Origin of the sequence: Amnibacterium endophyticum (genome assembly GCF_042680685.1) — a bacterium.
Taxonomy (GTDB): Bacteria; Actinomycetota; Actinomycetes; order Actinomycetales; family Microbacteriaceae; genus Amnibacterium; species Amnibacterium endophyticum.
The window spans coordinates 73,931-97,996 of record NZ_JBHUEA010000014.1; the positions used below are offsets into that span (position 1 = coordinate 73,931).

At 76.3% G+C, this 24,066-nt stretch carries 29 protein-coding genes; 16 read left to right on the plus strand and 13 right to left on the minus strand.

What is annotated here, in order from left to right:
* Positions 1 to 19: 19 nt before the first annotated feature.
* The 5 genes from ACFSBI_RS10210 to ACFSBI_RS10230 all read right to left on the minus strand — a co-directional run bounded on the left by ACFSBI_RS10210 (position 20) and on the right by ACFSBI_RS10230 (position 4,174).
* Entirely contained in the window at positions 20 to 550 is a 531-nt protein-coding gene (locus ACFSBI_RS10210) for a hypothetical protein (RefSeq protein ID WP_377934593.1), read from the minus strand.
* Positions 547 to 1,143, minus strand: coding sequence for an RNA polymerase sigma factor (locus ACFSBI_RS10215; RefSeq protein ID WP_377934595.1), 597 nt, complete (start codon positions 1,141 to 1,143; stop codon positions 547 to 549). The genes ACFSBI_RS10210 and ACFSBI_RS10215 overlap by 4 nt, the downstream gene beginning before the upstream one ends.
* Positions 1,140 to 2,015: a DUF4349 domain-containing protein gene (locus ACFSBI_RS10220; protein ID WP_377934596.1), complete on the minus strand. Its 876-nt coding sequence runs from the start codon at positions 2,013 to 2,015 to the stop codon at positions 1,140 to 1,142. Before ACFSBI_RS10220 ends, ACFSBI_RS10215 begins: the two co-directional genes overlap by 4 nt.
* Positions 2,016 to 2,273: 258 nt before the next feature.
* Positions 2,274 to 3,116, minus strand: coding sequence for an alpha/beta fold hydrolase (locus tag ACFSBI_RS10225; RefSeq protein WP_377934597.1), 843 nt, complete (start codon positions 3,114 to 3,116; stop codon positions 2,274 to 2,276).
* Positions 3,113 to 4,174 (minus strand): trans-sulfuration enzyme family protein, encoded by a 1,062-nt coding sequence (locus ACFSBI_RS10230; protein WP_377934599.1) that lies wholly within the window; start codon positions 4,172 to 4,174, stop codon positions 3,113 to 3,115. Before ACFSBI_RS10230 ends, ACFSBI_RS10225 begins: the two co-directional genes overlap by 4 nt.
* Positions 4,175 to 4,226: 52 nt before the next feature.
* On the opposite strand from ACFSBI_RS10230, the gene ACFSBI_RS10235 reads away from it, so the two are divergent.
* The 4 genes from ACFSBI_RS10235 (at position 4,227) to ACFSBI_RS10250 (ending at position 7,874) form a co-directional block, all read left to right on the plus strand.
* Entirely contained in the window at positions 4,227 to 5,618 is a 1,392-nt protein-coding gene (locus ACFSBI_RS10235; protein ID WP_377934601.1) for an adenosylhomocysteinase, read from the plus strand.
* Between the two features lie 85 nt (positions 5,619 to 5,703).
* Entirely contained in the window at positions 5,704 to 6,987 is a 1,284-nt protein-coding gene (locus ACFSBI_RS10240) for an amidohydrolase family protein (protein WP_377934602.1), read from the plus strand.
* Between the two features lie 51 nt (positions 6,988 to 7,038).
* Positions 7,039 to 7,497 carry a cupin domain-containing protein gene (locus tag ACFSBI_RS10245; RefSeq protein ID WP_377934603.1) on the plus strand — a complete coding sequence of 153 codons (459 nt, stop codon included), beginning with the start codon at positions 7,039 to 7,041 and terminating at the stop codon, positions 7,495 to 7,497.
* Positions 7,494 to 7,874 carry a nuclear transport factor 2 family protein gene (locus ACFSBI_RS10250; RefSeq protein WP_377934605.1) on the plus strand — a complete coding sequence of 127 codons (381 nt, stop codon included), beginning with the start codon at positions 7,494 to 7,496 and terminating at the stop codon, positions 7,872 to 7,874. The genes ACFSBI_RS10245 and ACFSBI_RS10250 overlap by 4 nt, the downstream gene beginning before the upstream one ends.
* A 1-nt stretch (position 7,875) precedes the next feature.
* On the opposite strand, the gene ACFSBI_RS10255 is transcribed toward ACFSBI_RS10250, so the two are convergent.
* Entirely contained in the window at positions 7,876 to 8,250 is a 375-nt protein-coding gene (locus ACFSBI_RS10255; protein ID WP_377934607.1) for a hypothetical protein, read from the minus strand.
* Between the two features lie 149 nt (positions 8,251 to 8,399).
* Here ACFSBI_RS10255 and ACFSBI_RS10260 point away from each other — a divergent pair, with 149 nt between their 5' ends.
* From ACFSBI_RS10260 to ACFSBI_RS10275, 4 genes are all read left to right on the plus strand, one after another.
* Positions 8,400 to 9,275, plus strand: coding sequence for an ABC transporter substrate-binding protein (locus ACFSBI_RS10260; protein WP_377934608.1), 876 nt, complete (start codon positions 8,400 to 8,402; stop codon positions 9,273 to 9,275).
* Positions 9,272 to 10,141, plus strand: coding sequence for an amino acid ABC transporter permease (locus ACFSBI_RS10265; protein ID WP_377934610.1), 870 nt, complete (start codon positions 9,272 to 9,274; stop codon positions 10,139 to 10,141). Before ACFSBI_RS10260 ends, ACFSBI_RS10265 begins: the two co-directional genes overlap by 4 nt.
* Positions 10,138 to 10,872, plus strand: coding sequence for an amino acid ABC transporter ATP-binding protein (locus ACFSBI_RS10270; RefSeq protein ID WP_377934612.1), 735 nt, complete (start codon positions 10,138 to 10,140; stop codon positions 10,870 to 10,872). Before ACFSBI_RS10265 ends, ACFSBI_RS10270 begins: the two co-directional genes overlap by 4 nt.
* A 79-nt stretch (positions 10,873 to 10,951) precedes the next feature.
* The gene (locus ACFSBI_RS10275) at positions 10,952 to 11,704 is read left to right on the plus strand and encodes a class I SAM-dependent methyltransferase (protein WP_377934614.1); all 753 of its coding nucleotides are present in this window, start codon (positions 10,952 to 10,954) and stop codon (positions 11,702 to 11,704) included.
* 7 nt (positions 11,705 to 11,711) lie between these two features.
* On the opposite strand, the gene ACFSBI_RS10280 is transcribed toward ACFSBI_RS10275, so the two are convergent.
* The 4 genes from ACFSBI_RS10280 to ACFSBI_RS10295 all read right to left on the minus strand — a co-directional run bounded on the left by ACFSBI_RS10280 (position 11,712) and on the right by ACFSBI_RS10295 (position 14,150).
* A complete protein-coding gene (locus ACFSBI_RS10280) occupies positions 11,712 to 12,005 on the minus strand; it encodes a DUF503 domain-containing protein (RefSeq protein WP_377934616.1) in 294 nt (97 codons plus the stop codon).
* Positions 11,965 to 12,513 carry a DUF2306 domain-containing protein gene (locus ACFSBI_RS10285; protein WP_377934618.1) on the minus strand — a complete coding sequence of 183 codons (549 nt, stop codon included), beginning with the start codon at positions 12,511 to 12,513 and terminating at the stop codon, positions 11,965 to 11,967. The genes ACFSBI_RS10280 and ACFSBI_RS10285 overlap by 41 nt, the downstream gene beginning before the upstream one ends.
* A gap of 164 nt (positions 12,514 to 12,677) precedes the next feature.
* Positions 12,678 to 13,736, minus strand: a complete 1,059-nt coding sequence (locus tag ACFSBI_RS10290; protein ID WP_377934620.1) for a DNA glycosylase AlkZ-like family protein — start codon at positions 13,734 to 13,736, stop codon at positions 12,678 to 12,680.
* A 15-nt stretch (positions 13,737 to 13,751) separates the two neighbouring features.
* On the minus strand, positions 13,752 to 14,150 hold the full coding sequence (locus tag ACFSBI_RS10295; protein WP_377934622.1) for a hypothetical protein: 399 nt from the start codon (positions 14,148 to 14,150) through the stop codon (positions 13,752 to 13,754).
* 85 nt (positions 14,151 to 14,235) lie between these two features.
* Here ACFSBI_RS10295 and ACFSBI_RS10300 point away from each other — a divergent pair, with 85 nt between their 5' ends.
* The 7 genes from ACFSBI_RS10300 (at position 14,236) to ACFSBI_RS10330 (ending at position 20,252) form a co-directional block, all read left to right on the plus strand.
* Positions 14,236 to 15,459, plus strand: coding sequence for an alpha-amylase family glycosyl hydrolase (locus ACFSBI_RS10300; RefSeq protein ID WP_377934624.1), 1,224 nt, complete (start codon positions 14,236 to 14,238; stop codon positions 15,457 to 15,459).
* 53 nt (positions 15,460 to 15,512) lie between these two features.
* Complete coding sequence (locus tag ACFSBI_RS10305; RefSeq protein ID WP_377934626.1) at positions 15,513 to 15,956, plus strand: MarR family transcriptional regulator; 444 nt, start codon at positions 15,513 to 15,515, stop codon at positions 15,954 to 15,956.
* Positions 15,957 to 16,013: 57 nt separating this feature from the next.
* Entirely contained in the window at positions 16,014 to 16,949 is a 936-nt protein-coding gene (locus tag ACFSBI_RS10310; RefSeq protein WP_377934628.1) for a helix-turn-helix domain-containing protein, read from the plus strand.
* A gap of 130 nt (positions 16,950 to 17,079) precedes the next feature.
* A complete protein-coding gene (locus ACFSBI_RS10315; protein ID WP_377934630.1) occupies positions 17,080 to 17,559 on the plus strand; it encodes a BLUF domain-containing protein in 480 nt (159 codons plus the stop codon).
* Positions 17,560 to 17,662: 103 nt separating this feature from the next.
* Positions 17,663 to 19,309, plus strand: coding sequence for an APC family permease (locus ACFSBI_RS10320; RefSeq protein WP_377934632.1), 1,647 nt, complete (start codon positions 17,663 to 17,665; stop codon positions 19,307 to 19,309).
* Positions 19,310 to 19,370: 61 nt separating this feature from the next.
* Entirely contained in the window at positions 19,371 to 19,592 is a 222-nt protein-coding gene (locus ACFSBI_RS10325; protein WP_377934634.1) for a hypothetical protein, read from the plus strand.
* Positions 19,593 to 19,685: 93 nt separating this feature from the next.
* Complete coding sequence (locus tag ACFSBI_RS10330; protein ID WP_377934636.1) at positions 19,686 to 20,252, plus strand: DJ-1/PfpI/YhbO family deglycase/protease; 567 nt, start codon at positions 19,686 to 19,688, stop codon at positions 20,250 to 20,252.
* Between the two features lie 82 nt (positions 20,253 to 20,334).
* Here the strand turns inward: ACFSBI_RS10330 and ACFSBI_RS10335 are convergent, their stop codons facing one another.
* Positions 20,335 to 21,546, minus strand: coding sequence for a sensor histidine kinase (locus tag ACFSBI_RS10335; RefSeq protein ID WP_377934638.1), 1,212 nt, complete (start codon positions 21,544 to 21,546; stop codon positions 20,335 to 20,337).
* Positions 21,546 to 22,247, minus strand: a complete 702-nt coding sequence (locus tag ACFSBI_RS10340; protein WP_377934640.1) for a response regulator transcription factor — start codon at positions 22,245 to 22,247, stop codon at positions 21,546 to 21,548. Before ACFSBI_RS10340 ends, ACFSBI_RS10335 begins: the two co-directional genes overlap by 1 nt.
* Positions 22,248 to 22,430: 183 nt before the next feature.
* Between ACFSBI_RS10340 and ACFSBI_RS10345 the strand changes: the two genes are divergently transcribed.
* Positions 22,431 to 23,432, plus strand: a complete 1,002-nt coding sequence (locus tag ACFSBI_RS10345) for an NADP-dependent oxidoreductase (RefSeq protein WP_377934641.1) — start codon at positions 22,431 to 22,433, stop codon at positions 23,430 to 23,432.
* Positions 23,433 to 23,435: 3 nt separating this feature from the next.
* On the opposite strand, the gene ACFSBI_RS10350 is transcribed toward ACFSBI_RS10345, so the two are convergent.
* Positions 23,436 to 24,066, minus strand: a 631-nt coding sequence (locus ACFSBI_RS10350) for a ketopantoate reductase family protein (protein WP_377934643.1), incomplete at its 5' end; no start/stop codon positions are given.

The window sequence follows — 24,066 nt, forward strand, 5'->3', positions numbered from 1 at the left end:
GCGAGCCGGGCGAGCGCGATCAGGAGGGCCGGAGCCCGCGGCGCTCGCAGAGCGTGCGGGGCGCGTCGCCCGCCGGGAAGACGTCCCGCACGCCGTCGTCCGCGCGGCAGACCACGACCGGCGAGGCGGAGGCGATGCTCGGCAGGTCGGCGGGCGGGGTGGAGGCGGGGCGCGGCATCCGACCGGCTCCGGACTGGAAGTCGACCGTGCCGCAGGCGGCGGCGATGCTCGCCGGGTCGTCGGCCGCGGTCGTGGTGCGGACCCCGCCGCCCCGCTCGTGGCAGCGCACCTGGACGACGGAGGCGGCGGACGAGGCTGAGCCCTCGGCGGCCTGCGACGCCGGACGGGCGGCGGAGCCGCCGGACCCGCCGCCGGCACCGGACAAGGCGCCGATGGTGCGCGGCAGCAGCGCGACGCCGCCCGCGAGCAGCAGCACGCCCGCGGTCGTGCCGGCGATCCCGCGGACGACCCGCCGCCGACGGTCGATGCGCTCGTGCACGCCGCGCGCGATCCGCCGCAGCTGCTCGTCGGTGGGCAGCCCGTCGCTCACCGGTCCGCCTCCAGGTCCCGCTTGAGCCGCGCGCGCGCCCGGCTGAGCCGGTTGCGCACGGCGCCCTCCGTGAGGCCCAGCCGCGTCGCGGCGTCCGCGTACGTCACGTCCTCCTCCAGGCACAGCCGTGCCACCTGCGCGTCGAGCGGCGGCAGCGCCGCGAAGGCGCGGGCGAGCAGGTCCGCGACCGCCGTCCCCTCGTCGAGCGCGAGGGGCGCGGGCGGGCGCACCTCGCCCTCGTGCGCCTGCCGCCGTGCCCGCGCCCGTCGCCGGTTCGACGCGAGGTGCTTCACCATCACGATCAGGGCGGGCAGCGCCGACTCGCCCACGAGATGCACCCGCGCCCGCTTGCGCCAGAGCAGCACGAACGCGTCCTGCACGATCTCCTCCGCGTCCGCAGCGGACTGCAGCTGCCGGTACGCGACCGCGTACAGCGGGCCGGAGTGGCGGTGCACGACCTCCGCGAAGCCCGCGTCCGCGCCGCGCCCGGTGCGCGCGAGCAGGACGGCGTCGCTCGGCGCACCCTCCACCCGGACCTCCTGCTCGGCCGCATCCTGCCAGCGGGCGGTGCCGCCGGGCAGCGCGACGCTCACGCCGACGACGGGCGCCGCCGGACCCTGCGGCGGATCAGCAGGCCCGCACCGCCGGCCGCCGCCAGCACGGCGAGCCACGGCAGCGCGACCCCCAGCCCGACGAGCGTCGCGGCGACCGCCCGCACGAGGCCGTCCCAGCCGACCGCGACGCCCGCGAGGAAGTCCCCGGGACCCTGCGCCGGTGCGGCCGCCGGCGTCACGACCGAGACCGACAGGGTGGCGTAGGACACGCGGTCGGCGAGGTCCCGCTGCTGGGCGAGGAGCTGCTCCAGCGACGTCTGCCGCTCGGTCAGCGTGCTCTCGATGCGGACCAGCGCGTCGGCGTCCTGCGCCTGCGCGAGCAGCGTGCGCAGGCGGTCGATGGAGGCGCGCAGGTTCGCGATGCGCACCGCGAAGTCGGTGACCTGCGCGGTGACGTCGGTGGCGTCGATCGAGACGTCGCGGACCTCGCCCTGCCGCTTCACGCCCGCGAGCACGTCGTCGAAGCGGTCCGCCGGGATCCGCAGCGTGAGCCGGGCGGAAGCGCGGCCCGCCGGGTCCTCGTTCGAGGTGCCGACCCGGCCGCCGGCCCCCTCCGCCAGCCGGGTGATCGCCTCCGCCGCTGCGATCGGCCGGTCCGCGACGAGGCGCACCGTGCCGGTGGTGACGACCGAGCGCGCCTGGCTCGAGGCGGCGGCAGCGGTGCCGCCGCTCGCGGTCGGCATCCGGCCCTCGCCCGCCTGGAACCGGGCGCTGCTCGCGCCGCCGCCCGCGGTGGAGCCGCTCGACGCTCCAGCGGTGCAGGCGGTCAGCGCGCCCGCGGTGACGAGCACGACGGCGAGGGCGGGGACGAGGCGGCGGCCGGCGAGGGCGGGGACGAGGCGGCGGCGCACGGCGGCTCCTTCTGCTCCGGCGCCCGGGCGGCGCCTCCACCTCCTCCTGTCCGCTCGGTGCTCCTCCCTCTCACCCAGAACCGCGGACTTGCCGCTTGTTGCGGTTCGCGCCCGCGTGTCGCGACAAGCAGCGGCAAGTCCGCGGTGCGGGGAGCGCGGGCTTGCCGCTTGTTGTGGTCCGCGCCCGCGTGTCGCGACAAGTAGGGGCAAGTCCGCGGGTCGCGTCGGCGGGAGCGCAGACGGGACGGAGCGGAGCGATCAGCGGAGGCGGGCCGCCAGCTCGGTCAGCTGCCGGGAGCGCTCGGCCGGGTCGTCCGCCAGCTGCGGCACCGGCTCGGCGCCGCGGATGCGGCCCGCCAGCCAGGCGCCGTGCGGGGCGGCGGGGCCGTGCGGGTCCCAGCGCACGATCACCGGCACCTCGATCTCCGCCGGGTCGAAGCCCCACGCCGCGACGAGGGCGAGGTCGTCGTCGACCCAGCCGTGGACGCCCGAGCGGAGCGCCTCGCCGAGGTCCTTCCCGGACGCGGGCCGCGCCGCGGGGCCGGGGCCGAGGTCCGGGAGCGTCGGCGCGGTCACGGGGGCGACCGGACCGGCCCCGTCGAGGTCCGCGAGCACCTCGCGGTGCAGCTCGGCGCCGAGCCGCGCGACGCCCTCGCGCGCCCAGCCGAGCTCCGCGACGAGCGACGCAGGCAGCGCCTCGGACCAGTCGAGGCCGTCCGCGTCCGCCGGCGCGAGGGCGGTGCGGCACTCCGCGACGGCGATGCGGTGCGGCAGCGCCCAGGCGGCCGCGAGCGCGTGCGGACCGCGGCCGCCACCGCCCGTCACCGCGACGCGCGGGAGGCCGAGCGCCCCGATGACGACCGCGACGTCCGCCTCCGTGTCGACGACCCGACGGCCGGGCAGGCGGTCGGAGCCGCCGTACCCGGGCCGGTCCACGGACAGCAGCCGGACGCCCGCGAGCGCGGACCCGTCCGGTCCGTCCAGCCGCGACCCGGGCGTGCCGTGCAGCTCGAGCACGGGGACGCCGGCCGGGTCGCCCCGCTCGACGACCGCGATCGTGCGGCCGTCGGGAGCGCGGAAGCGGTGCTCGACGGCGGTCACGCGAGCGCCTGCGCGAGGTCCGCCCACAGGTCGTCCGGGTCCTCCAGCCCGACCGACAGCCGCACGAGCCCCTCCGGGATCGTCGGCGCCTCGGCCGCCCAGCGCCGCCGCCGCTCGAGCGTCGACTCGACCCCGCCGAGGCTCGTCGCCGCGATCCAGAGCCGCACGCCGTGCACCAGCGCGTCGGCGGCGGCCGCGTCGGGGAGCACGACGGAGACGATGCCGCCGAAGCCGGGGTACCGCACCTCGACGACGCCGGCGTGCCCCTCGAGCCGGCGGACGAGCCGCTGCGCGCTCGCCTGCGCCCGCTCCACCCGCACCGCGAGCGTCCGCATGCCGCGGAGCGCGAGGAACGCCTCGAACGGCGACGGCACCGCGCCGTGCAGCGACCGCTGCGCGGTCACCCGCGCCGCGAGGTCCTCGTCGGGCGTCACGACCGCGCCCATCAGCAGGTCGCTGTGGCCGCCCAGGTACTTCGTGACCGCGTGCACCACGAGGTCGGCGCCGTGCTCGACCGGCCGCTGCAGCACCGGGGTCGCGAAGGTGTTGTCGACCGCGACCAGCGCACCCGCCGCGTGCGCCCCGCGGACCACCGCGGGCACGTCCGCCAGCTCGAGCGCCGGGTTCGTCGGCGACTCGAGCCACACGAGCGCGGCGCCCTCCGCCGCGTGCACGACCTGCCGCGCGTCGGTCACGTCGACCCACGCGACGCGGACCGCACCGCGCTCCTCGAGCTGCCGCAGCCGCATGACCGTGCCCGTGTAGGAGTGGCGCGGAGCGACGACCAGGCCGCCGACGGGCACGAGGTCGAGCACCGCCCCGATCGCCGCCATGCCGCTCGCGAACGACACGCAGCGCCCGCCCTCCAGCGCCCCGAGGGCCTCCTCGAAGGCGGACCAGGTCGGGTTCGCGTAGCGGCCGTACTCCATCTCGCCGAACGAGCCGTAGGTCGAGGCGAGCACGAGCGGCGGGTTCAGCGGCACGTCCGGTCCGGGCGCCGGCCGGCCCGCGGTGATCGCGCGCGTCGACAGGTGCAGCGGGCGGGAGGCGTCGGCCATGGCCTCCATCCTGGCCGCGCCCTGCGACAGCGGCGCTCGCTAGCCTGACCGCGTGACGGGGATCGCGGACTCGCCCGTCGCGGCGCTGCTCGCCTTCTCCGCCGCGACGAACCTCGGGCTCGCCGGTCGCGTGGTGCGCACCGACCGGGACGCCGCGCTGCTCTCCGGCTTCGGCGCGCGGGTCGATGACGAGGGGGCGGACCTCGTGCTCGACGCGGACGGCCTGCGGCTCGCGGACGGCGCCACCCGCGGGCCCTCCGCCGCGGAGCGCATCGACTTCGCCCGCGCCCACATGCCCGCCTCGCGCGCCGCCGCGGCCGGCCTGCCCGTGCGCGGGGTGCGGGTCGGGCTGTCGCTCGTGCTCGAGCCGAAGACCGCGGTGCTCGCGCTGCTGCTGCAGGAGGCGGGCGCGGAGGTCGACGTGTTCGCCTTCGCGATGGAGACCGACGACGCGGTGGCGGCCGAGCTGCGCCGCCGCGGCGTCGCCGTACACGCGTCGGCGACCGCGACGCCGGCCGAGGAGCGGGCGCACGCGCTCGCGCTGCTGGACGCCCGGCCGCGGGTGCTCGTCGACGACGGCGCGCACGTGCTGCGGCTCGCGCACCGCGAGCGGCCGGACGTCGTCGCCGGCATGGCGGGCGCGTCCGAGGAGACGACGAGCGGGGTGCGGCCGCTCGAGGCGATGCACGCCGAGCACGCGCTCGACGTGCCGGTGATCGCGGCGAACGACGCCGTGACGAAGTCGTGGTTCGACAACCGGCACGGCACCGGCGAGACCTGCGTGCTCGCGATCATCCGCGTGCTGGGCGACGACCTCGCCGGCCGCGACGCGGTCGTCGCCGGGTTCGGGCCAGTCGGGGAGGGCGTCGCGCAGCGGCTCGCGGCGCTCGGCGCCCGCGTGACGGTCGCGGACCTGGACCCGCGCCGGGCGCTCGCGGCTCGCTTCGCCGGGCACCGCGTCGCGCCGCTCGACCAGGCGGTCCGCACCGCCGACCTCGTCGTCTCGGCGACCGGTGCGCCGCGCACCGTCGACGCGGCCGTGCTCGCCGCCTGCGCGCCCGATGCGGCGGTCGCGGTCGCCGGCGGCGCCCCGGAGGAGGTGCTGCCGCCGCCCGCCACCCGCGCGGAGCGGCTCGGCCCCCACCTCGAGCGGCTGCACCTGCCGGGCGGCGGCGCGGTCCGGCTGCTCGCCGGCGGGGACTGCGTGAACATCGTGGCCGGCGAGGGCAACCCCATCGACGTGATGGACCTGTCCTTCGCGGTGCAGCTGACCGCGATCCGCCGGCTGCTCGGGCCCGCGCTCCCGCTCGGCGTCCACCGCCTGACGCAGGACGAGGACCGGGCTGCGGCCGGCGGCGGTCCCGCCCCCGCGCCGTCGACGGTCGACTGGCGCCGCACCCGGTTCGACCTGCCCGCGGGGGAGGCCCTGCAGCAGGACAGCTGACGTGCGGCAGGAGATCCGACGGGCGGGTGTCCTGCCGAAGGGCGGACGTCCTGCCGTGGGGGTCCGGCATCCCTAGGCTCGTCGGGTGCAGGGCGTGACGGTCTACTCCGCCGACCTCGTCGTCCCGATGACCGCCCCGCCGATCGCGGACGGCGCCGTGGCGGTCGAGGGCGGCCGCATCCTCCACGTCGGCACGCGCGCGTGGGTGCTCGAGCACCTGCGCGGCCGCGACGTCGACGAGCGGCACCTGGCGGGCGCGCTGCTGCCCGGCCTCGTGAACGCGCACACCCACCTGCAGTACACGCGGATGGGCGAGGTGGGGGAGGGACGCTACCGCGGCTTCGACGACTGGGCGGCCGCCTTCACCCGCGTCTACGAGCGCGGGCAGGACTGGGGGGCCGCGGCCGCGGAGGGCGCGCGGCGCTCGATCGCGCACGGCGTGACCGCGGCGGCGGACATCGTCACCGACCCGCCCGCGGCGCCCGCGCTCGCCGACGCGGGCCTGCGCGGCATCGCCTTCTGGGAGGTCATGAACTGGTCGAACGCCGCCTGGGCGGCGGGCGGCCGTGAGCGGGTGATCGCCGAGCTGGAGCGGCTGCCGACGACGCCCGGCTCCGGGCTGTCACCGCACGCGCCGTACTCGCTCGACGCGGAGCCGCTGCTCGACATCCCCGACATCGTCCGCGCGCACGGCGGCCGCCTGCACATCCACCTCGGGGAGTCGCACTTCGAGGGGGAGCGGCCGGGACCGGACGGCGAGAGCCCCGACTGGCACTTCGCGGGCGTGCCGAGCTTCCGGGCGCTGCGCGAGGCCGGCTACGGCGCGAGCGCGACCGCGTTCGTCGACCGGCTCGGCGTGCTCGGGCCCGACTGCCACGTCGCGCACGGCGTCTACATGACCGCGGCGGACCGGGCGCTGCTGCGCGCCCGCGGCACCTCGGTCGCGCTCTGCCCGCGCTCCAACGAGGTGATCGGGCTCGAGGCGCCGCCGGTCGCCGCCTACCTGACCGAGGGCAGCCCGATCGCGGTCGGCACCGACTCGTCGGCGTCCAGCCCGTCGCTCGACCCGATGGCGGACGTCGCCGAGCTCGTGCGCATCGCGCGCCGGCAGGGCTACGGCGAGCGCGACCTGCACGCCCGGCTGCTCGCCGCCGCGACCTTCGGCGGCGCCGTCGCGATGGGCCTCGACACCGGTCCCGCCCGGTTCGGCTACCTGGCCGTCGGCGCGCTGGCGGACCTCGCCGGATTCCCGATGGCGGTCGGTGCGGAGGCGGACGCCCTCGCCGAGCTCGCGGAGGCCGCGCCCGAGGCGCGCGCCACCGTCATCGGCGGCGAGCCCCGCTCCGGGGCCGACCTCTGGGTCGCCTGAGCGGCGGTCCGACGCGTGCGGCAGCATGTCGGCGAGGTGGGGAGGGGCGCGATGGCGACGGCGGTGCGGTACTCGGTCGAGGGCGACGTGCTCGAGGAGCTGGAGGTGCCGCCCCGGGCGGCCGCGCTCGGGCTCGCGCCGCACCCGGAGGGCGGCTGGTACCGCCGCACCTGGGCCTCGTCCGCCGCGGTGCCCACGGACGCGGGCGAGCGGGCGGCGGCCACGCTGATCCTCTTCCTGCTGCCGCCCGGCGAGGCGTCGGCCTGGCACCGCGTCGCCTCCGACGAGGTGTGGCTGTGGCACGGTCCGGACCCCGTCGTGCTGCAGCTCGGCGGCGACGGCGACGCGCCCGAGGAGGGGGAGCGGCGCACCCTCGACGCCACCGCCCCGCAGGCGCTCGTGCCCGGAGGCGTCTGGCAGCGCACCCTGCCGGCGGCGGGCGAGGCGCTCGTGAGCTGCGTCGTCAGTCCCGGGTTCGACTTCGCCGACTTCGCGCTGGCGGAGCCGTGACCGACCGCGCGGCCGCGGCCGCCTGGGCCGACGGCTACGAGCGCGCCTGGCGCGCCGCCGACCCGGCGCTGCTCGACGGCCTCTTCACGCCCGACGCCGTCTACCGGCGCTCGCCCGTCGAGCCGCCGGTCGTGGGCCTGGAGGCGATCCGCGGGATCTGGGCCGAGGACGAGGGCGCCGTCTTCGACCTCGAGACCGAGGTCGTCGCCGCCGAGGGCGACCGCGCCGTGATCCGGTCGCGCGTGCACTACAGGGACCCCGACCAGGAGTACGTCGACCTGTGGGTGCTGCGGTTCGCCGAGGACGGGCTCGCGGTCGAGTTCGAGGAGTGGCCCTACTGGCCGGGCCGCGGGTACACAGCGGCCCAGGAGCGCTGACTCAGGCGACGAGCGTCGTCGTCACCGCGACGACGAAGCCCAAGAGCAGCAGCGCGATGCCCGCGCGGATCGTCACGGACTTGCGCGCGGCGGCGCGGCCCGGATCCGCGGACACGACCGGGCAGCCCGCCCAGGCGATGCCGAGCACCCCGGCGAGCGCGACGGCGCCGCCCGACCACCAGACCGCCTGCGCGCCGCCTGCGAGGTCGTGCGGACGCCACCCGGAGGCGAGCAGTCCCGTCAGCGGCAGCAGCACCGCGACCACCGCCCCGCAGAACCAGACCGTGCCGGTGAAGACGACGTGCCGCAGCAGCGCGTCCTCGCGCTCGGTCGCACCGGGGAACTCGGGGTGGTCGCTGGTCGGGTGGGCGCTCACCCGGTCGAGCGTGCCCTCCGCAGGCTGGACGTGACGTCCTGCGACTTTCGGCGCTCGACGTGTCGGCGCGTCCCAATAGCCTGGTCGCATCGAGCACCCCGCGACGAGGCGGCAGGTGGACGCCCTTCCCCGCACCTGAGGAGCCGGCCATGACCCGACCCCGCCCCACCCGTCGCGCCGCGCTCGCCGCGGTCGGCGCCGCAGCACTGCTCGTCCTCACCGCGTGCAGCGGCACGTCGGCGCCCGCCGCCGGCGGGACGGCCGGGAGCGGCGGCTCCGCGGCCGCGAGCGGCGCATCGCTGCAGACCGTGACGCCCGGCAAGCTGACCGTCGCGACCGGGCAGCCCGCCTACTCGCCGTGGGTCGAGGACGACGACCCGTCGAGCGGCAAGGGCTTCGAGTCCGCCGTGACCTACGCGGTCGCGGAGCAGCTCGGCTACGCGAAGTCGGACGTCGTCTGGGTGCGCTCCACCTTCGACTCCGCCATCACGCCCGGCGCGAAGCCCTGGGACATGAACATCCAGCAGTTCAGCGTGACGCCGGAGCGGAAGCAGGCGGTCGATTTCTCGAGCCCGTACTACACGACGGCGCAGGCGGTCGTGACGAAGCAGGGCTCGAAGGCGGCGTCCGCGACGACGCTCGCCGCGCTGAAGCCGCTGCGGGTCGGTGTCGGGGCCGCGACCACGAGCCTGACCGTCGCGACCGACCAGCTCGGGAAGCAGCCGCAGGTCTTCAACTCCGTCGACGACGCCGTGCAGGCGCTGAAGAACGATCAGATCGACGCCCTGGTCACCGACCTGCCCGGCGCCTTCTACATCGCGGGCGCCCAGCTCGACGACGGCGTGGTCAGCGCGCAGTTCGCGTCCAGCGGCGGCGGCGACCAGCTGGCCTACGTCCTGCCGAAGGGCTCGCCGCTGACGCAGCCGGTGTCGGACGCGGTCGACGCGCTCCGCTCGTCCGGCGAGCTGCAGACGATCACCGACCGCTGGCTGTCGTCCGAGGTCGACGTCCCCGTCCTCACGTGACGGGCGCGGCGACGCTGCCCGGCGGCCGCCCGGTCAGCGACCTCGAGGCGGGGCGGCGCGCGTACCGGCGCAGCCGGTCCACCCGGTCGGCGCTCGTCGCCGTCGCCTCCACCGTCGTCGTGGCCGCGATCCTCACCGGGGTGCTGGTGGCGTCGCCCGGGTGGGCGGTCGCGCAGCGCACCTTCCTGAACCCGGCGGAGGCGGTGCGGGTGCTGCCCGCGCTGCTCGCGGGCCTCTGGGTGAACGTCTACGTGCTCGTCTTCGCCGCGATCGGGGTCGCGATCGGCGCGACGGCGCTCGCGATCGTCCGGACGACGCGTGCGCCGGTCCTCGCGCCGCTGCGGCTCGCCGCGACCGTCTACGTCGACGTGTTCCGCGGCGTCCCCGTGATCGTGATGCTCTACCTGATCGGGTTCGGCGTCCCCGCGCTCGGGCTCTTCGGCCTGATCGACCCCCGGCTGCTCGGCGGCGTCGCGCTCGTGATCTGCTACTGCGCCTACGTCGCGGAGGTGCTGCGGGCCGGCATCGAGTCCGTGCACCCCTCCCAGCGACTCGCCGCCCGCTCGCTCGGCCTGACGTACGGCCAGACGCTGCGGCTCGTCGTGCTGCCGCAGGGCGTGCGCCGCGTCACCCCGGCGCTCATGAACGACTTCGTCTCGATGCAGAAGGACGTCGGCCTCATCAGCGTGCTCGGAGTCGTCGACGTCATCCGGCAGGCGGGCATCGAGGTGCCGAACTCGTACAACTACACCTCGTACGTCGTCGCCGGGCTGCTGTTCGTGCTGCTCAGCCTGCCCTTCATCCGGGTCACCGACCTGCTCGAGCGGCGGGCCCGGGCCCGGGAGCTGCAGGGGAGCGTCGTGTGAGCGTCCTCGCGCTCGAGGGCGTCGTGAAGGCGTTCGGCGACCAGGTCGTGCTCGACGCGCTGGACCTCGAGGTCGCCGAGCACGAGGTCGTCGTGCTGATCGGCGCGTCCGGGTCGGGCAAGTCGACGCTGCTGCGGTGCGTGAACCTGCTCGAGCCGGTCGACGACGGCCGCATCCGGCTCGACGGCGAGGACGTGACCGACCCGCGCACGGACGCGGACGCGGTCCGCGCGCGGATCGGCGTCGTCTTCCAGCAGTTCAACCTCTTCCCGCACCGCTCGGTGCTCGACAACGTGACGCTCGCGGCCCGGCACGTGCACCGCACGCCGAAGGCGGAGGCCGAGACGCGCGGCCGGCGGCTGCTCGAGCGGGTCGGGCTCGCGGACCGCGCCGGCGAGTACCCGGACCGGCTGTCCGGCGGCCAGCAGCAGCGGGTCGCGATCGCGCGGGCGATCATGACCGAGCCGCGCCTGCTGCTGCTCGACGAGATCACCTCAGCGCTCGACCCGCAGCTGGTCGGCGAGGTGCTCGACCTCGTCGCGGAGCTGAAGGACGCGGGCTCCACGATCCTGATGACGACGCACGAGATGCACTTCGCGGAGCACGCCGCCGACCGGGTCGTCTTCCTGCAGGGCGGGCGGATCGTCGAGCAGGGGCCGCCCGAGCAGGTGCTCCGCGACCCGCAGCACGAGTCGACCCGCGCGTTCCTCTCCCGGCTCCGCCCCCGCTGACGCCGTCGGTCGGTGCTCGGTCCGCTCCGACCGCGCCACGACGGCGCGGCTTCCGACCGACCAGGGAAGGATCGCTCCCGTGGCGGACTGGTCGGGGGCGGAGGCCTACGCGTGCTCGTTCGCGGTCGTGTGCGCGGACGCCGTGCCCGCGGCGCTCGACGCGCGCGGCACCCCGCGCGGGCGCCTGCTCGACGTCGGCAGCGGGCCGGGCACGCTCGCGCTCGCCGCTGCCGCGCGCGGCTGGTCGGTGACCGCGGTCGAGCCGGAGCCCGCGATGCGGCGGCTCGCCCGCGCAGCGGGCCTCGAGCCCGTCGACGGCGCGCTCCCGGTGCTCCCGTTCGAGGACGGCGCGTTCGAGGCGGTCGCCGCGAACCTCGTGGTCAACCACCTGCCCGACCCGCGGGCCGGGGTCGCGGGCCTCGTGCGCGTCGCGGCGCCGGGCGGTGCCGTCGCCGTGTCGATCTGGGGCACCGGCCCGGCCTCGCTCTCGGCGCTGTGGAGCGAGGTGCTCGCGCGCGCGGGCGTCGCACCGCTGCCGGGGTCGCGCCTGCCGCCCGAGCGGGACTTCGCCCGGACGCCGGACGGGCTCGCCGCCCTGCTGTCCGACGCAGGGCTCGCGGCCGTGCGCGCCGAGGCTGTGCCGCTCACGACCCCGCTGCCGCGCGACGACCTGTGGTCCGCGGTCGAGGCGGGCATCGGTGTGATCGGGGCGACCTGGCGGGCGGAGGGCGCCGACGGCCGGGCACGGCTCCGCGCCGCCTACGAGTCCGTCGTGCCGGGCCCGCGGATCGAGGTCCGGGCGACCGCGGTCGTCGCCTCCGGCAACCGCTGACCCGGCGTCAGTCGTCGCTGCTGACGATGCGGCGGCGGGCCGACAGCAGCTGCACCTCGGGGCGCTCCGCCATCGCGCGCTCGGCCCGGTCGAGCACCTCGGTCAGCCGAGCGGGGTCCGCGAAGACGGCGCTGATGCCGACCCTCGCGCGGCGGTGCAGGTCCTGGTCCCCGACCTCCGCGGCCGCGACGGGGTGGTGCCGCCACAGCTCGGTGACGATCGGCTTCACGATCGCGCGCTTCTGCTTCAGCGAGTGCACGTCACCGAGCAGGAAGTCGAACTCGATCCATCCGATCCACATCGAGCCCATCCTCGTCCGTCCGCCGGTCCGGGCGGTGCGGCAGACGACGGGCGGCGAACGACAGCGCCGCGATGCCGGCGAGGGCCGCGAGCGCGATCCCCGCGGTGATGCCGCTCATCGCGAGCCAGTCGGCCTGGAACGACCGCGGAACGAGTCGGACCGGCACCGCGACCACCCCGATCAGCGCGCCGACCATCCCGGCGAAGGTCGCGCTCATGGTGATCGCGTGGGTGATGCGGTCGTGCCGCCGGATCGCGACGACGCCCCGGACCAGGCTCACGAGCGTGACGACGCTGAGCACGTGGATCCAGGAGAGGTGCCCGGGTCGCAGATCCCGGATCCAGAACGACGACGCGGAGACGAACAGCATCAGCGCGACCCAGACCCGCCCGTTCCATCGATGCAGCCGGTCGCCGTAGCGGCGGCGCAGCAGCTGCGCCGCCCCCGTCACGAGCGCGAGGGTCGCGGCGGTCGCGTGCGACGCCACCAGCAGGGTCCATCCGTCCATGCGCCGAGCCTCGCCGGGGCCGGCCGTGCGCGCATCGACCGATCGGTGGAGCGTCCGCCTCCCGCGGATCCGCAGATCCTCCGCGACACGCCGCGCTCATGCGCCCGACCGCGGCGTGTCGCGCGGGAACTGCAGACCGGCGCAGGAACTGCGGATCCGCGAGATCAGGCGGGGTCGAGGACGAGCGGGGCGCGGTCCGGCAGGGCGAGCCAGGCGCGCACCGCTTCCGCGTCGGCGAGGAGCGCGACCCGGGTGCGCTGCGGCAGCGGGGCGAACGGCGCGATCCGGATGCGGCCGCCCTCGATGCGCCACAGCACGACGGGACGGCCGTCGACCATCGCCCACGAGCGGTAGATCCCGCCCGTGACGACCGCGGCGTCGTGCGCGCCGAGCACCGCGGCGCGCGAGCGCCAGCCGTGCAGCAGCGGGTCGAAGTTCCCGAGCAGCCGCGGGGGAGGGGCCGCGGGCGCCGCCCGGCCCGGCAGGTCGACCAGGTCGTCCCCGGCCGGCACGGTCTCGATCGCGGCGAGCCCCGCCCGGGCGTCGCGCAGCGGCAGCCCGGCCCAGGTCGCGAGGTCGCGCGGCGACGCGGGCCCGTGCGCGGCGAGGTAGCGCTCCGCCAGCCGGGCCAGCAGCACCTCCCGCGGCGGCAGGTCGGGCGCCGGGCCGAGCCAGTCCTCCGCGAGCACCATGCGGTGGTCGCCGCCGTCGACCGGCCCGCGGATCAGCCGGTGCCGCAGGGTCGCGGCTAGCAGCACGTGCACGAGCGCCTGGCCGGAGGTCGGCACCCCGGCCGCCGCGACCGCGGTGCGCAGCTCGTCGCGGCTGCGGGAGCCGTGCTCGGCGACCTCCCGGCGCACGACCTCGACCCCGACCTCCGCGAGCTCCGGCGTCACGCCCTCCTGCCCGAGCCGCAGCAGCGACGTCGCGGCGAGCTGCGGGGTGGTCAGCGCGTGCAGCCACCAGAAGTCCTCGGCCGCGACGAGGTGCAGCGTGCCGCGGTTCAGCCAGGAGACGACCAGGCTGCGCCGGTCGGTCAGCCCGGCGTCGAGGTCCGCGGCCGCGACGCCGGCCGTGCGTGCTCGGACCGCGAGCCGGAAGCCGCGCGGGTCCTGCCCCTGCACCGCGAGCACGCGGCGCACCGCGTCCTGCGCCGACGTCGCGGGCTCGCCCGCGAGCCGCTGCGCGGTGCAGCGCGCGGCGACCAGCGGGTCCGCGGCCATGTCAGCGGGGTCGGCTCAGGGCAGGACGACGGCCCAGCCGTCGAGCACGCAGCCGTCGTGGTCGATCCCGTAGGCGGCGAGGCGCTCCACCCAGACCCGCAGGCCCGCCTCGGTGACGGAGACGCCGGGCGTCCTGCCCTCGACGGTCCACTCCGCCAGCTCGTCCTCCGGCGCCTTCGTGCCCGCCTCGTAGGCGGCGTCGTCCATCAGCGACTCGGACAGCGTCGTCGCGACGTCCTCGTTCGGCGCGCTGAAGGCGAACTCGACGCGCGCCTCCCCGGTGGTGGAGGAGTCGACGAAGGTCGACCAGTCGTCGCTGTTCATCTGCGCGAGCTCGTCGACGACCTCCGCGAGCGCGACGGTGTCGGCGTCGTCCGGGACGTCGGGAAGCGTGTCCTCGATCGGCGTCTGCATGGCTCCGATCCTCCCGCAGCGCGGCCCGGAGCGGGCGGTGCTGCCCGGGCGGCACCTGCCAGCGGGCGTCGGCCAGGCTGGAGGGATGCGTTTCGAGCACACGATCCTCTGGCACGTACTCCCGCTGCAGGCCACCGGCGCCGAGCGGACGGCGGCGGAGGCGGACGGGGTGCGGCACCGCCTGCCGCGCCTGCTGCCGTGGCTCGACCGCGTGGTCGAGCTCGGCGCGAACGGTCTGCAGCTCGGCCCGGTGTTCGCCAGCGAGACGCACGGCTACGACACGACCGACCACTTCCGCATCGACCCGCGCCTCGGCGACGACGCCGACTTCGACCGGCTGGTGGCCGAGGCGCACGGGCGGGGCGTGCAGGTCGTGCTCGACGGGGTCTTCAACCACGTCGGGCGCTCGTTCGAGCGGTTCCGGGCCGCGGAGGCGGGGGACCCGGAGGCCGCGCGCTGGTTCCGCCGGGAGGGCGACGGCTGGGCGGTGTTCGAGGGCCACGGGCACCTCGTCGCGCTGGACCACGACGAGCCGGCCGTCGCCGAGCACGTGATCGCGGTGCTGCGGCACTGGCTCGACCGCGGCGTCGACGGGTGGCGGCTCGACGCCGCCTACGCGGTCCCGACGGCGTTCTGGCGGACGGTCGCGGCGGCGATCCGGGAGAGCCATCCCCACGCCTTCCTCTACGGCGAGGTGATCCACGGCGACTACGCCGCCTTCGCGGCGGAGTCGGGGCTCGACTCCGTGACCCAGTACGAGCTGTGGAAGGCGGTCTGGAGCTCGCTGAACGACGCGAACCTCTTCGAGCTGTCGCACGCCCTGACCCGGCACGCGGCCCTCGTCGACGCGTTCGTGCCGATGACCTTCGTCGGCAACCACGACGTCACGCGGATCGCCTCCCGGCTGACGGACCGCCACCACCTGGAGCACGCGGTCGTCCTGCTCGCGACGCTGCCGGGGCACCCCCTCGTCTACGCGGGCGACGAGGTCGGCCTCGAGGGCGTGAAGGAGGAGCGGGAGGGCGGCGACGACGCGATCCGCCCCGTGCTGCCCGACGCGCCCGCGGACCAGCCCGGCGACCCGGCCGTGCTCGCGCTGCACCAGCGGATGATCGCGCTGCGCCGCCGGCTGCCCTGGCTCGTCGACGGGCGCCTCGAGGTGCTCGAGACCGCGAACACGCGCCTGCGCTTCCGGGTGGCCCGCCGCGACGGCGCGGAGGCCGTCGAGGTCGTACTCGATCTCGACGGGGGCCAGATCGATGGCGCCGCGCTGGAGGCCGGGCGCGGCTGGGCGGTGCTGCGCGCCTGAGCGGGTCGGGCCGCCCCGCACCTGCCGCGGCGGTCGGCCTAGGCTGCCGATCCGTGGCGGAGGCGTCGGAGCGGCTCGCGGCCGAGGCCGCGCGGGAGCTGCGCACGACCGTCGGGCGTCTGCGGCGGCGGCTGCGCGAGGTGTCGAACGAGGGGGCGCTCTCCGCCTCGCAGACCTCCGTGCTCGCCCGGCTGGCGCGCGGGGAGGCCGACAGCGCGGCCGCCCTCGCCGCGGCGGAGGGCGTGCGGCCGCAGTCGATGGCGGCGACCCTCGGCGCGCTCGAGGAGCGCGGTCTGATCGCCCGCGCCGCGGACCCGGCCGACGCGCGCCGCGCCGTCGTGCGCCTGACCGACGCCGGGCACGCGCGCTGGGCGGGCGACCGCGCCGCGCGCCAGGAGTGGCTGGCGCGCACGCTCGACGAGCGCCTCGACGCCGACGACCTGCGCTGCGTGCTCGCCGCGACCGCGGTGCTCGACCGGGTGGTGCGCCAGAGGTGACCGACACCGCCGCGCCGCGTGCGGTCGGGCGCCGGGGGCTCCCGTAGCGTCGTACCCATGCCCGGTGCCCTGCTCCGTCAGCGGTTCGCCGCCGCGAACGCCGAGGACGCCACCACCGCCGTGCGGTCCGTCCTCGGCGACGGCGCGGTCACCGCGGACGGCGGGGTGTCGCTCGAGATCCTCTCCGCGGTCGACGACGGCGTGACGGTCACCCGGATCGCCTCCTCGGGCCGCGGGGTGCGCCTCGACACCGGCCCGTCGCCCGAGCTGGTGGTCTTCGCGGTGCGCGAGGGGCGGCTCACGCTGGCGCGCTCCGGCGGCTCCGCCGACCTCGGCCCCGGCGATCTCGGCCTCGTGCCGACCGGCACCGCGGCCGAGCTGCGCTGGGACGGGGTCGTCGTCGACGCCGTCTCGATCGGCGCCTCCTCCATGGTCCGGCTGCTGAGCGCCGAGGGGCGGCCGCCGAGGCTGTCCGACGCGCGCATCACCCCGCAGTCCCCGGAGCTCGGGGAGCTGTGGGACCGGCTCGCCCGCGTGCTCGCCGGCACGGTGCTCGAGGCGCCGGACCTGTACCAGCGGGACCTCGTCCGGGCGCAGATGATCGACGTGCTCGCGGCGACGACGATCGAGGCGTTCGACCTGGTCGACCGGGCGGACTCGGACCTCGATCGCGACGAGGCCGTGCTGCAGCGCGCCGAGTCCTGGATGCGCGAGCGGCTCGGCGAGCCGCTCGCCGTCTCCGACATCGCGGCGGCGGCCGGGGTCTCGCTGCGCGGCCTGCAGCTGCTCTACCAGCGCAAGCGCGCCTCGACGCCGCTGCTGCACCTGCGCAGCATGCGTCTCGAGGCCGCACGCGCGGCCCTCCTCCGCGGGACGGAACCGGTCGGCGCGATCGCGAGGCGGCTCGGCTACACGAACCTCGGTCGCTTCAGCGCCCACTACCGGGAGGCCTTCGGCGAGGCGCCGTCGGCCACGCAGCGCGCAGGCGCCTAGCCGACCCGCGATGCGTCCAGGGCCGGGTCGCGGCCCGGCGAGCACCCCTCCCGACCCGATAGGGCGCGCGGGGCAACGCATCCACGCCCACTTCGAGGGCGAGCGCGGGAGCGCGGTGATCCTGCATCCTGTGCTCCGTCCCGCACGGCGCGGGCAGGAGGAGGACGCCCCCGTGCCGCAGCGCATCGACGACCCGCCGCTCGAGGGCGTGCTGCTCTCGGTCGTCTACTCGAGCGTCGCCACCCGGCCCTTCAGCGACGCAGCGCTGGTGGAGCTGCTCGCGCTCAGCCGCGCGCGGAACGCCGGACGCGACCTCACGGGGCTGCTGCTGCACCGCGACGGGCAGTTCATGCAGGTGCTGGAGGGGCCGGAGCGCGCGGTGCGCGGGCTGCTCGCCACCATCGCGGCCGACCCGCGGCACAGCGGCGTGTGGGTGCTCGACGAGGAGCGGGTCGGCGCGCGTCGCTTCGGATCCTGGTCGATGGCGTACCGCGGGATCGAGGAGTCGGACCGGGAGGCCGTGCCCGAGTGGTTCGGCTCCGCCGACGGAGCGGGCCCGGCCGGCGCCGGCCGGGCGGCCGCACTGCTCGACTGGTTCCGCCACCGCTGACGCCGCCCCGCGCGCTCCTGGGCTTCCGCTGCGCGTTCAGGAAGAGGACGCCCAGCGGGGAGTAGACCGGGGCGTCGGCCGCGGGCCGGGGAAGCGGGGCGTCATGGCGGAGCACGGGCTCAAGCGGGACGTCGGCCGGATCGGGCTGCTCTTCGCTGCGATCGGGTCGATGATCGGCTCCGGCTGGCTCTTCGGCGCGTTCAACGCGAGCGCGATCGCCGGTCCGGCCGCGATCTTCTCCTGGCTCATCGGCGGGGTGATGATCCTGTTCATCGGGCTCTCGTACGCCGAGCTCGGGCCGATGTTCCCGATCTCCGGCGGCGTCATCCGCTACCCGCACATCGTGTGGGGCTCGTTCGGCAGCTACTCCCTCGGCTTCATCACGTGGATCTCGACCGCGGCGGTGCCCGCGATCGAGGTGGAGGGCGCGCTCCAGTACGCCACCCAGTACGCCCCGTTCACGTCGCCCGAGCAGGTCGGCGGCGAGACCGTCTACACGCTGACCCCGCTCGGGATCGGCACGGCCGCCGTGTTGCTCGCCGTCTTCGTCGCGATCAACGCGGTCGGCGTGAAGCTGTTCGCGCAGGTGAACAACGTGCTCGTGTGGTGGAAGCTCGGCGTGATCGCGCTCGTCGTCGCCGTGTTCATCGCGACCGCGCTGCTCGGGCTCGGCGGCACCGGCGGGTTCGCCAACTACGGCACGAAGCAGTTCGCGCCCGGCGGCTTCGACGGCGTGATGATCGCGATCTCGACCGCCGGCATCGTGTTCTCCTTCCTCGGGTTCCGCCAGTCGATCGAGCTGGCGGGGGAGTCGAAGGACCCCAAGCGGAACGTGCCGTGGGCCGTGATCACCGCGACCCTCGTCGTCGCCGGGATCTACGCGCTGCTGCAGGTCGCCTTCACCCTCGCGGTCCCGGCCGACGCGCTGGCGCGGGCCGACGGCTGGCGGTCCCTGTCGCTCGAGAACGACTTCGGCCCGCTCGCGGCGATCGCGGGCGCCGCAGGGCTGACCTGGCTCGCGATCCTGCTCTACGCCGACGCGATCATCTCCCCGGCGGACACCGGGCTCGTGTACACGACGATCGCCTCGCGGGTCTCCTACGCGTTCGGCCGCAACGGCAACGCGCCCCGCTGGCTCGCGACGACGAGCGCCCGCGGGGTGCCGTGGTGGAGCCTCGTGCTCGTCTACGGCATCGGCCTCGTCCTGCTGCTGCCCTTCCCGAGCTGGCAGCAGCTGGTCGGGTTCATCACCTCGGGCACGGTGATCTCGTTCGCCGCCGGACCGCTCGCGGTGACGGCGCTGCGGCGCACGGAGCCCGACCGCGAGCGGCCGTTCCGCCTGCCCGGCGGCCACGCGATCCCGCTGCTCGGCTTCTTCAGCGCGAACCTCATCGTCTACTTCACCGGCTGGGCGACGAACTCCAAGCTGTTCATCACGATCCTGATCGGGTACGCGGTGCTCGTCGTGCTGGAGCTCGTGGGGCGGCGCAGCGGCACGAAGCCGCCGCTCGAGCTCGCGTCCGGCTGGTGGGTGCTGCCGTGGCTCGGCGCGCTCGCCCTCGTCGCCTGGCTGCTCGATCCGGAGACGCACCCGACGCTGTTCCTGCTCGGCTTCCCGATCATCGCCGTCATCTCGATCGCGGTCTACGCGCTGGCGGTCTCCCGCCGTCTGCCGCGCGAGCGGATGGACGAGTACATCGCCGACGCGGAGCGGGAGGCGCAGGACGAGCCCGAGGCGGTGTCGGTCTGACCGCGCGGGTGCCTCCGGGCGCGCGAGTACCCTGGCTGCTCCGACCGGGAGGGCTGGGCGCATGGCGGATCGACGCGAGCGGATGCGCGGCTGGGCGCGTCGTCTGGACCGGTCCCTGCTGCCGTTCCTCGGCCCCGCGCAGGTCGGCGTCGGCTACGCGGAGGCGCCGGAGGTGCGCCGCACGGATGCGCCCTGCCCGCTCTGCGGGGCGCCGATGGACCGCCACGAGGTGATCAGGAGCGCCGACCCGGCCCGCGCCACCCGGCTGGTCTGCCCCGACTGAGCGGGCGTGCAGCCGCTGCCCGGCGGGCTCCGATCCCGCGTGCCTAGCGTGCTCGGGCCGCGCGGACCGCGCGGGGAGCAGGAGGAGCAGCAGATGGCGCACGTGGACCTGACGGGCAAGAGGGTGCTCGCGATCGCGACGAACTACGGGGTGGAGCAGGACGAGATCGTCGTCCCGGTCGAGCACCTGCGCGGCGACGGCGCGACCGTCGACATCGCGACCGCGGACGACGGCGCGATCCAGACCCTCGTCGACGACAAGGAGCAGGGGCGCGAGGTCGAGGCGACGACGACGCTCGACGCGATCGACGACCTGTCGCAGTACGACCTGCTGCTGATCCCGGGCGGCTCAGTGAACGCCGACCAGCTGCGGCTGGAGGAGAAGGCGGTCGCGATCGCGGAGGGCTTCATCACCGCGGGCAAGCCGGTCGCCGCGATCTGCCACGCGCCGTGGACCCTGATCGAGACCGGCCGGGTGAAGGGCAAGCGCCTCACCTCGTTCTGGTCGCTGAAGACCGACGTGCGCAACGCCGGCGGCGACTGGCAGGACTCCTCCGTCGTCGTGGACGACAGCGACGGGTGGACGCTGATCACGAGCCGCAACCCGAAGGACCTCGACGACTTCGTCGGCGCGATCGACGAGGCCCTCGCCCCCGCCTGACCGGGGCGCTCGCGTCGCGACGCGGCACGGTGCGCCGCCGCTGCACCGTGCCGGGTCGCGACGCGGACCGAGGGCGGGTCGCTCAGGCGAGCGGGTCGGCGGCCGGGGGAGCGCCGCGGCGGTCCGGCGCGACGGTGGCGCGGTCCGGCAGCCAGAGCACGAAGGTGCTGCCCGCGCCCGCCGGCACCAGCGCGAGCCGGCCCTCGTGGCTCTCGACGATCTGCCGGGCGATCGCGAGACCGAGCCCGGAGCCGCCGCGGTCGCCACCCGGCACCCGGTGGAACCGTTCGAAGACGCGGTCGCGCTCGTCCGGCGGGATGCCGGGGCCCTCGTCGCGCACGGCCGTCCAGGCCCACCCGCCGCGGCTGCCCGCGGCGATCACGACCGTGCTGCCCGCGGGCGCGAGCCGCACGGCGTTCGACAGCAGGTTGCCCACGGCCCGCGACAGCGCGACCGGGTCGGCGAACACGAGCGGCCCGCCCGGCAGCCGCTCGTCGAGCGGCAGGTCCCGCTGCCCGGCGAGCACCCGGTGCTCCTCCACCGCGGCCGCCGCGATCGCCGAGAGGTCGGCCTCCCGCTCCTCGAACGCGGCCGACCGGATGCGGGCGGAGGCGAGCAGGTCCTCGAGCAGGCGCCGCATCCGCTCGGTCGCGCCGAGCACCACGGCGGCCGCCTCGCGCCGCTCCGCCGGGCTGGCGTCCTCGGTCGCGAGCACCGCCTCGACGTTCGCCTGGATCACCGCGACCGGGTTGCGCAGCTCGTGGCTGACGTCCTCGACGAGCATCCGCTCGGCGCGGAAGGCGCCGTCCAGGCGGTCGAGCATCCCGTCCATCGTGTCCGCGAGCTCGTGCAGCTCGTCGGGAGGGCCGCTCGCGCCGACCCGGCGCGACAGGTCGGTCGCGCCGATCTCCTTCGCCGTCGCCGTGATGCGCGCCACGGGCCGGAGCGCGCGCCGCGCCACCCACCACCCGATGACGAGGCTGAGCACGAACATCACCGCGAGCGCCGCGATCGAGTAGTCGCGCATGGCCGTGAGCGCCTGGAAGTTCACGGCGCGCTGCACGCTCTCGATGTCGGCGACCTGCACCTGCTCGCCGGGCTTGTAGACGAGCGTGCCGTCGGACAGGCGCGTGAACTTCTTCAGCGTCACCGGGCTGAGCGGCTCGTTCGGCAGCGTCGCCGACAGCGCGAGCAGCACCGCGCCGATCGCGAGCGCGGAGATCCCGAACAGCAGCGCGGAGTAGGTCAGCGCGAGACGGACCCGGATCGTGCGGAGCGCCGGCGGGATCCGCATCAGCCCGCGTCCTCGGGCAGGTCGCGCAGCCGGTAGCCGCGGCCCGTGACCGTCTCGATCGCCGGCGCCTCGCCGGCGACCGTGAGCTTGCGGCGCAGCGTGCCGACCGTGACGCGGACGGTCTGCGTGAACGGGTCGGCGTTCTCGTCCCAGACGTGCTCGAGCAGCTCCTCCGCGCTGACGACGTGCCCCGGGCGCCGCATCAGGTACCGCAGCACGCCGAACTCCTTCAGCGTCAGCGGCAGCTCGCGCTCGCCCCGGTGCGCGAGCTGCCGCGCGTCGTCGAGCACGATCGGCCCGTGCCGCAGCACCGAGCCGCCGGCGGCGCCGTCGCGGCGCAGCAGCGCCCGCATCCGCGCGGTCAGCTCGACGAGTGCGAACGGCTTGACGAGGTAGTCGTCCGCGCCCGCGTCGAGGCCCCGCACGCGGTCCGCGAGCCCGGTCCGCGCGGTCAGCATGAGGATCCGCGGGCCGTCGCCCGCGACGTCCACCCGTCCGCCGCGCACCGCGTCCGCCAGGTCGAAGCCGCTGCCGTCCGGCAGGTTCACGTCGAGCAGCAGCAGGTCGTACGCGTGCACGGCGAGCTTCTGCTCCGCCTCGCCCCTCGTCAGCGCGGCGTCGACGGCGTAGCCCTCGCGCCGCAGCCCGACCCGCAGCGCGCCGACCAGGCCCTCCTCGTCCTCGACGACCAGCACGCGCATGCGGGCACGGTACCGACGCGCGCCCGCACCCGCCGGGAGCCCTTTCGGTCCGCTTTCGGCGCGCACGTCCCGCCGGCGCCGATCGCGGGGAGCCGCGAGCGTCGAGTCGCGCGACGGCCTCCTCGTCTGCAAGGACGCTGTGCGCCCGCCCGACGCGGGAGCGACGGGCTCTAGGTTCCGTGCATGGCGAAGCGGCCCACGATGATCGCGGTGTTCGACGGGTACGGCGACGTGTCCCAGGTACGGGTCGAGGAGGCCCCGAGACCGCAGCCGGGCCCCGGCCAGGTGCTGCTCCAGGTGGTCGCCGCGGGCGTCTCGCACATGGACGCCTACGTGCGCGAGGGGCGCTTCCAGGACGCGATCGAGCTGGCCCTGCCAGCGCGCCAGGGCGTCAGCCTCGCCGGCATCGTGCGCGCGGTCGGCGAGGGCGTGCGGGAGCTACGGGTCGGCGACGAGGTCTTCGGGCACGACCCGGCGCACGGCGCCCACGCGACGCACGTCGTCGTCGACGCCGCCGCGGTCGTGCGCAAGCCGCGGCGCCTGTCGTGGGAGGTGGCCGGCTGCCTGTACCTCACCGGCCTGACCGCGTACGAGCTGGTGCAGTCCGTGCGGCTCGGGGCGGAGGACGTCGTCGTGGTGACGGCCGCGGCGGGCGGCGTCGGCCACATCGAGTGCCAGCTCGCCCGGCTCGCGGGCGCCCGCGTGGTGGGCATCGCCGGCCGGGAGAACCACGACTACCTGCGCTCGATCGGCGTGAAGCCCGTCGCGTACGGCGACGACGTCGAGAAGGCGGTGCGGGAGGCCGCGGACTCGAGGCCCGTCACCGCGCTGTTCGACAACTACGGGCGCTACGAGGCGCTCGCCGAGGCGCTCGAGGTGACGGGCGACCGCTTCGTCCGCACCGAGCGCCGCCGCGACGCCGAGATCGAGCTCTGGACGGCGGGCGCGGACCCGCGCCTCGCGGTGCGGCTCCGCGACGTCGCCGAGCTGGTCGCGGAGTGGAACGTGCGGATCCTCGTCTCCGGCTTCTACCCGTTCCAGGCGCTCGATCGCGCGCTCGTCGACCTCGACGCCCGGCACAGCCGCGGGGTCGTGGTGGTCGGGATGGACACGACGGCGCCGCCGTCGGAGTACCTGCGCGGCACGCTCCGCGCCCACCACGAGCGGGCCGCAGCGGCCGGCTGACGCTCAGGGGCGCAGCGCCGAAAGCAGCGCGGTCACCGACCGCAGCAGGGGAGCGGGCAGCCCGGCCCGGTCGGCGGCGCGGAGGGCGGCGCCCTGCACGGCCTCGTGCTCGAGCGGCCGGCCCGCTCGCCGGTCCTGCAGCATCGAGGTCGTCGTGCCGTCCGGCATCGACTGCAGCCAGGCGACGGACTCGCGCGGCAGGTCGTCCGCGAGCCGCGCGCCCGCCGACCGGCCCGCGGCGACGACCTCGGCCAGCAGCCGCTCCGCGAACGCCGCGACCGCCGGCTCCCGCAGCACGTCCATCGGGCGGTCGGTCAGCGTCGTCGCGGTCATGCTCGCCGTGTTCAGCACCAGCTTCCGCCACGCGGCGCTGCGGAAGTCGGCCGCGGTCTCGACGGCCAGGCCGCCCGGGCCGAGCAGCCCCGCGACCTCGCGGGAGGGCGCGTCGTCGGGCACGACGGCCTCGCGGCCGCCCGGCCGCGTCAGCACCGCGAGGCCGGGGCCGCGGCGTTCGGCCGGCGTGTAGGCGAGCAGCGGCACCACCGGCGCGGCGCCTGCGAAGGGGGCGACGCGCTCGGCGTGCTCCACCCCGTTCTGCGCGACCACGCGCGCGGCCGCGCCCGCCGCCGCACCC

Coding starts and splice junctions, on each gene's coding strand:
- ACFSBI_RS10295 (WP_377934622.1), bottom strand. CDS start 14,150: ATGCAGACGCCGATCGAGGACACGCTTCCCGACGTCCCGGACGACGCC.
- ACFSBI_RS10335 (WP_377934638.1), bottom strand. CDS start 21,546: ATGCGGATCCCGCCGGCGCTCCGCACGATCCGGGTCCGTCTCGCGCTG.
- ACFSBI_RS10320 (WP_377934632.1), top strand. CDS start 17,663: ATGGCGGAGCACGGGCTCAAGCGGGACGTCGGCCGGATCGGGCTGCTC.
- ACFSBI_RS10285 (WP_377934618.1), bottom strand. CDS start 12,513: ATGGACGGATGGACCCTGCTGGTGGCGTCGCACGCGACCGCCGCGACC.
- ACFSBI_RS10340 (WP_377934640.1), bottom strand. CDS start 22,247: ATGCGCGTGCTGGTCGTCGAGGACGAGGAGGGCCTGGTCGGCGCGCTG.
- ACFSBI_RS10325 (WP_377934634.1), top strand. CDS start 19,371: ATGGCGGATCGACGCGAGCGGATGCGCGGCTGGGCGCGTCGTCTGGAC.
- ACFSBI_RS10330 (WP_377934636.1), top strand. CDS start 19,686: ATGGCGCACGTGGACCTGACGGGCAAGAGGGTGCTCGCGATCGCGACG.
- ACFSBI_RS10310 (WP_377934628.1), top strand. CDS start 16,014: ATGCCCGGTGCCCTGCTCCGTCAGCGGTTCGCCGCCGCGAACGCCGAG.
- ACFSBI_RS10300 (WP_377934624.1), top strand. CDS start 14,236: ATGCGTTTCGAGCACACGATCCTCTGGCACGTACTCCCGCTGCAGGCC.
- ACFSBI_RS10290 (WP_377934620.1), bottom strand. CDS start 13,736: ATGGCCGCGGACCCGCTGGTCGCCGCGCGCTGCACCGCGCAGCGGCTC.
- ACFSBI_RS10245 (WP_377934603.1), top strand. CDS start 7,039: ATGGCGACGGCGGTGCGGTACTCGGTCGAGGGCGACGTGCTCGAGGAG.
- ACFSBI_RS10260 (WP_377934608.1), top strand. CDS start 8,400: ATGACCCGACCCCGCCCCACCCGTCGCGCCGCGCTCGCCGCGGTCGGC.
- ACFSBI_RS10280 (WP_377934616.1), bottom strand. CDS start 12,005: ATGTGGATCGGATGGATCGAGTTCGACTTCCTGCTCGGTGACGTGCAC.
- ACFSBI_RS10345 (WP_377934641.1), top strand. CDS start 22,431: ATGGCGAAGCGGCCCACGATGATCGCGGTGTTCGACGGGTACGGCGAC.
- ACFSBI_RS10230 (WP_377934599.1), bottom strand. CDS start 4,174: ATGGCCGACGCCTCCCGCCCGCTGCACCTGTCGACGCGCGCGATCACC.